This is a genomic window from Pseudomonas spelaei (assembly GCF_009724245.1).
Taxonomy (GTDB): domain Bacteria; phylum Pseudomonadota; class Gammaproteobacteria; order Pseudomonadales; family Pseudomonadaceae; genus Aquipseudomonas; species Aquipseudomonas spelaei.
This window is the reverse complement of record NZ_WNNK01000075.1, coordinates 1-639: the sequence shown is the minus strand read 5'-3', so window position 1 is coordinate 639 and position 639 is coordinate 1. Positions and strand designations below refer to the sequence as shown.

Below are 639 nucleotides of genomic sequence, written 5' to 3'. Positions count from 1 at the left end.
TGGAACGAAAGTCTATACATCGCCAATGATGATACTAACATCAAAAAACTATACATGCGACGGGGTGATAAATACAGGTGTACGTAACCTCGTCGGTACACAGTCTGTTGGGAGTAGAGTCTACCCAATTGGAAATTCAGGGCTTGCCTTTAAATCGCGTTATAAAGCTGCCAGTCACTCCGAGGCAGCCTACGGGATCTCATTTCCTATTTCTGAAAGTTACACTAGTAAATATTTAACCGTGAATGGCAGCTCAAATGGTTTTGAAATAATCAAAGTGGGTCCTGTCCTAGCTGGCGCAGAAATACCCGCGGGTAATATTTTAGAATCTAAAATGGGTTCGCTAACAGATACAATTTTGGCGCTTGGTCAAAAGATCGTGGTGACCGAGTCAACATGCACTACCCCAAACATTGTGGTGTCGATGGGGGATCAGAAAAGCTCGGGCTTTAGGGGCGTGGGTAGCCGTCTAATACCCAAAGCCTTCAATATTGCACTAAATGCCTGCCCCGAGGGGATCAATGGCGTTAAGTACCGCCTTGATCCCACCACTGAAATTCTCGATACGACTTCTTCGGTTATTGCCTTATCCAAGGATTCCTCGGCCATTGGCGTTGCGGTGCAGATCCTCGACAACAC

General features: G+C 46.3%; 1 protein-coding gene. It reads left to right on the top strand.

The window, feature by feature from the left end; all coding sequences use genetic code 11:
* A partial coding sequence (locus tag GNF76_RS29420; RefSeq protein ID WP_178123650.1) for a fimbrial protein occupies positions 1 to 639 on the top strand: 639 nt, incomplete at both ends.